The sequence below is a fragment of the Anaerobutyricum hallii DSM 3353 genome (assembly GCF_000173975.1).
Lineage (GTDB): Bacteria > Bacillota > Clostridia > Lachnospirales > Lachnospiraceae > Anaerobutyricum > Anaerobutyricum hallii.
Map to the genome: position 1 here is coordinate 1 of NZ_ACEP01000118.1, position 4,896 is coordinate 4,896.

At 36.9% G+C, this 4,896-nt stretch carries 4 protein-coding genes; 3 read left to right on the forward strand and 1 reads right to left on the reverse strand.

What is annotated here, in order from left to right:
- The first annotated feature begins 120 nt into the window (after positions 1-120).
- The gene (glgA, locus tag EUBHAL_RS11795; protein ID WP_005350044.1) at positions 121-1,557 is read left to right on the forward strand and encodes a glycogen synthase GlgA; all 1,437 of its coding nucleotides are present in this window, start codon (positions 121-123) and stop codon (positions 1,555-1,557) included.
- 361 nt (positions 1,558-1,918) lie between these two features.
- On the opposite strand, the gene EUBHAL_RS11800 is transcribed toward glgA, so the two are convergent.
- Positions 1,919-3,667 (reverse strand): Rqc2 family fibronectin-binding protein, encoded by a 1,749-nt coding sequence (locus tag EUBHAL_RS11800; protein ID WP_005350047.1) that lies wholly within the window; start codon positions 3,665-3,667, stop codon positions 1,919-1,921.
- A gap of 244 nt (positions 3,668-3,911) precedes the next feature.
- Between EUBHAL_RS11800 and EUBHAL_RS11805 the strand changes: the two genes are divergently transcribed.
- Positions 3,912-4,337: a PH domain-containing protein gene (locus EUBHAL_RS11805; protein WP_044923324.1), complete on the forward strand. Its 426-nt coding sequence runs from the start codon at positions 3,912-3,914 to the stop codon at positions 4,335-4,337.
- Between the two features lie 274 nt (positions 4,338-4,611).
- Positions 4,612-4,896, forward strand: a 285-nt coding sequence (locus tag EUBHAL_RS11810) for a ParA family protein (RefSeq protein WP_005350049.1), incomplete at its 3' end; no start/stop codon positions are given.

Here is a 4,896-nt window from a genome sequence, read left to right on the forward strand (position 1 = left end):
TCATAAATATAGGATAGCTTATCTCTTCTCGGGCGTCTGTCTCTTAATGAATTAAATAGTAAATTTCAAAATCTTGTGTTATAATTTTGGGTAGAAATAATAAACAAGTTGGAGGAAACTATGAAGAAGATACTATTTGCCAGTGCAGAATGTGCCCCTTTTGTAAAGACAGGAGGACTTGGAGCGGTTGTTGGCTCTCTTCCAAAGCAGTTAAATCATAAAAAATATGATGTACGAGTTGTTTTACCAGATTACCATTGTATTGATGCAAAATGGCGTGAACAGATGGAGACATTGGTAACATTTCCGATGTATTTAGGATGGAGAATGCAGACAGTTACTGTGAAGACATTAAAATATGAAGGAATCGTTTACTATTTTATTGAGAATAATTTTTATTTCTGCGGAGATTCTCCATATTATGATATGTGGGTGGATATTGAAAAGTTCAGCTACTTTTCTAAAGCAGTGTTAGAAATGCTGTCTTACTTAGAATTTGAGCCGGATATTATTCATTGTCATGATTGGCAGTCTTCTTTAGTACCGGTATTTTTAAAAGCATTTTATTGTGCCGACCCATTTTATCGTAATATTAAAACTGTGATGACAATACATAATTTAAAGTTTCAGGGAATTACGGAAATCGACCGTTTAAAAGATATAACCGGGCTTCCTGACGATATGTTTACTTACGACAAACTAGAATATAATAATTCGGCAAATCTTTTAAAAGGTGGACTTGTTTTTGCAGATAAGATCACAACAGTAAGTAAAACTTATGCGGAGGAGATTAAACAGCCGGAATATGGAGAGGGATTAGATAGCGTGCTGCAGCACAGAAGTGATGATCTTTGCGGAATTGTCAACGGAATTGATTATGATATCTATAATCCTTCTACAGATGAATACATTCTTTGCCATTATGACGATAAAACCTTTGATAAGGGAAAGAAAAAGAATAAAGCATCTCTTCAGGCAAAAACAGGTCTTCCAAAGAAGAGAACAGCATTTACATTAGGAATCGTTTCAAGATTGACTGAGCAGAAAGGCTTTGCACTCTTTTCTTATATGATGGAACGTCTCATGAAGAAGCCGGTACAGCTTTACGTATTAGGTGATGGGGAAGAGGAATATCGAAATATGTTTCTTTCTTATCAGGAACAGTACCCGGATAAAGTATATGTGCAATTAGATTATACCGATGAAATGGCAAAATACATCTATGCTGGCTGCGATGCGATATTAATGCCATCACGCTTTGAACCATGTGGACTTTGTCAGCTTATGTCCCTTCGTTACGGAGCGGTTCCGATTATAAGAAAGACAGGAGGTCTTAAAGATACCGTAAGCATCTATAATCCAAAGAGCAAAACAGGAACCGGTTTTGGATTTACAGATTATAATGCGGAAGGCTTTTTAGATGCAATTCTTGCAGCCTTAGATGTCTATAAAAAGAATCCAGAAGAATGGAAAAACCTTACTGCAAAAGGAATGAGGAAAAACTATTCATGGAAAGCATCTTCCAGAAAATACGAAAAATTATATTCTGATTTGTAGTTTAGGAACATGGAATATACCAGAAGGATATGACTTTCCGGGAAATTAATTTCTAAAGAACTGACATTCAAATTGTTGTATATACTTGGGATTTAGTTATATAAAGAGTTCTATTTCTTCTATTTGACTTTCTTCTGCGATAGAACTTTCTTCTGGACATTTCCATTTGAATAGAAAGTGTGGACTTTTGGGGAGTCCCCATTCTCACCAACTGTGGATTTAGAGTAGTCAGAAAAAAGAAAAAATACCCTATCCCAGATGCGGTTTCGGAGCGTATTTAAGATGCGGATGAGCATCTTAAATACAGCGACTACAGAGCAGATGGGATAGGGTATTCTTTCTTTTTTCATCTACACCAAATCTACAGATCAGAAATTTCTTTGATACCGCTGATATCCGGATCAATGAGCATGGAGTAATTCGTATGATAAATTACATATCCCGGCTTTGCCTGTGGTGGTTTTTTTAGATTACGGCGTTCGGTGTAATCGACCTCAACTTTTGGAGCATTTTTCCCTTTAGAGTAGTGAGCGGCAAGTCTTGCGGCCTCTTCGTAGGTACGGTCAGGAAGTTCATTTGCAGTTCCGAGCTTTACGATGACGTGAGAACCTGCCATTTTCTTAGCATGAAACCACATATCTTTTCCGTTAGCGAATTTAAAAGATAATTCGTCGTTCTGGAAGTTATTTTTTCCGACATACATATGGAATCCGTCAGAAGAAATATAGTGAAGCGGTTTACTTTTGCCTTGACGTTTTTTTTGATTTCTGCCATGACGTTTCATGTAACCGCACTCGATTAATTCTTCTTTGATCATAGCAAGATCATTTTCATCGCGGGCGATTTCTAAAGCGTTACTTACAGATTCCAAATGTGATAGTTCGGCAAAGGTTTCTTTTGTAAGAGTACTTAATGCTTCATAAGTACGTTTTAACTTTCCATAGCGGTCAAAATATTTTTTAGCATTTTCCATCGCATTTAAGTCAGGGTCAAGTGGGATCGTGATTTCTTTGCCATCATAATAGTTTATACACTTTAATTCTTTTTGATGAGGGGCTGCTTCATAGCCGTAAGTGTGAAGAAGCTCTCCGTATATTTTATATTTTTCTTTTTTGTCTGTATCTTTTAACTGTTTTAGCTGCAGGTCATATTTTTTCGCAGTACGCTCTAACGCATTTTGCACGATATGGCGTAGGTCAACGGACTTTTGGCGGATACGGGTCACAACTTCTTTTTGTGCGTAAAAGGTTTCTAATACTTCAGAGATGGAAGGATATTCTTCCGTAGTTAAATCACTGAACATGGAAAATGTAACCGCACCGAATTCTTTTGGAGCTTTTCCTTCGTAAATAATATTTGGAGAAAAAGCGTGTGTTTCTATCTGGTTTTTCAGACGGACGAGTTCACCGTAAAGGGAACTTTGCTGCACTGGGGTAAGAGAAGCAACAGCAGAATCTCCATCGATGTCGGCGCGGTAGCAGATTTCATTGGCAAGCACAGGACTGATACCGGAAATACTGCCATAGACTGCTTTTTGCACAGAAACTGGTTTGACAAGCAGTGTATTTTCCATCCATTCAACAGATAGATCATTAAGAGAAATCTTACCCTTTCCTGGAGGGGCGATATAAGTTCTTCCTGGTAGAACTTCTCTTACAGAACTTACCTGATTGGAAATATGTTTGATACTGTCGATAATCATGTTTTTTTCATCAATAAAAATAATATTACTGTGTTTTCCCATGATTTCGATAACCATTTTTTTACGGCAGGTATCACCAAGTTCATTTAAATGTTCGATTGTGATCTCAACGATTCGTTCCATACCAGGTTGTGTGATTTCGATAATTCTTCCGTTACTAATATATTTTCGAAGCAGCATACAGAAGTTTGGGGCGGTCATAGGATTTGCCTTTGTCTTTGTAGTAAAATAGATAAGTGGAAGACTTGCTCCAGCAGAAATCAGTAGTCGATAGGTTTCTTTATTATTTTTTACAACAAGAAGCAGTTCGTCCGCTTCCGGCTGATAGATTTTGTAGATGCGTCCGCCGGTAAGCAGGCGGTTCATATCATATACAATATTGGCAATTACAACGCCATCAAAAGCCATAATAAGTTCCTCCTGAGTCTAGAATAATATTGCGGCAAAAATATCTGAAAAACAGTGGGATTTGCAGCCTTTTCATGATACCATAGATAAGAAGGGAATGTCAAAACATCGGGCATACCTGCATGGAGATTAAAAAGCTATGACAGAAAAGGAACAACATATGATTTTTCGGTCAGATACTTGCATGGTAAATGACAATATGATATGTTGGATAAAAGAACGAAAACATAGAAGGAGGCATATTATGGGAAAAGCAGAAAATGGAGAAATCAGAGAAGTTACAGCAAATATCTGGGAGGACAGAAAGCATCATTTATGGTTCCCGATTAGTTTTACAAAATATACAGTGGGGAATGGAAGATTATATGTAAACAGCGGATTCCTTTCTTCAAGAGAAGATGAGTGTCTGTTATATCGTATTACAGATATTACATTATACCGTAGTCTTCCACAGCGTATTTTTGGAACAGGAACGATTGAGCTTCACACAAAAGACCGTTCCACCCCAGTTATCCGTCTGGAGAATATTGCGAAGTCTGCGCAGGTAAAGAGAGTGCTGAGTGATCTTATTGAGAAGGAAAGAGAAGATAAAAAGGTAGTCGGAAGAGATATGTATGGGGCGGTAAGTCACATCGACCCGATGGAAGAGATACAAGACGATCATATGTAGAAATCCTTGAATTTACACACTTTGCAGAATATTATAATTTCAATACAGTTAATGAAAATCACAGAAAAAAAGAGATTGTGAACAAGATAACTGTTATTGTAGCGTTAGACCTCGGTACGAGGGACACAAAGAATCTTAAATATGAAAATGAATAGAGAGCTATCAGATAATTGATAGAATATAGGGATACTTGTAAAAAACAGGTATCTCTATTTTTTATATAATATATTCCATCAAGGAGTATTCTTTTTATTAAATTATAGGAGGAGACAAAATGAAAGTATATGTAGTAGCAAATTTAAAAGGTGGCGTTGGAAAAACCACCACAACAGTAAACGTAGCTTATACATTTTCGGAAATGGGTGGAAGAGTATTAGTTATTGACCTGGATCCACAATGTAACTGTACAAGATTTTTTGCAAAGGTAAACGGATACAGTAAAACGATAAGAGATGTTCTTGAGAATCCTAAAGGGATAAATAGTGCAGTCTATCGCACAAAATACCAGGATATAGATATTGTGAAAGGCTCTGTTAAGATCACAGAGCAAAAAACTCCG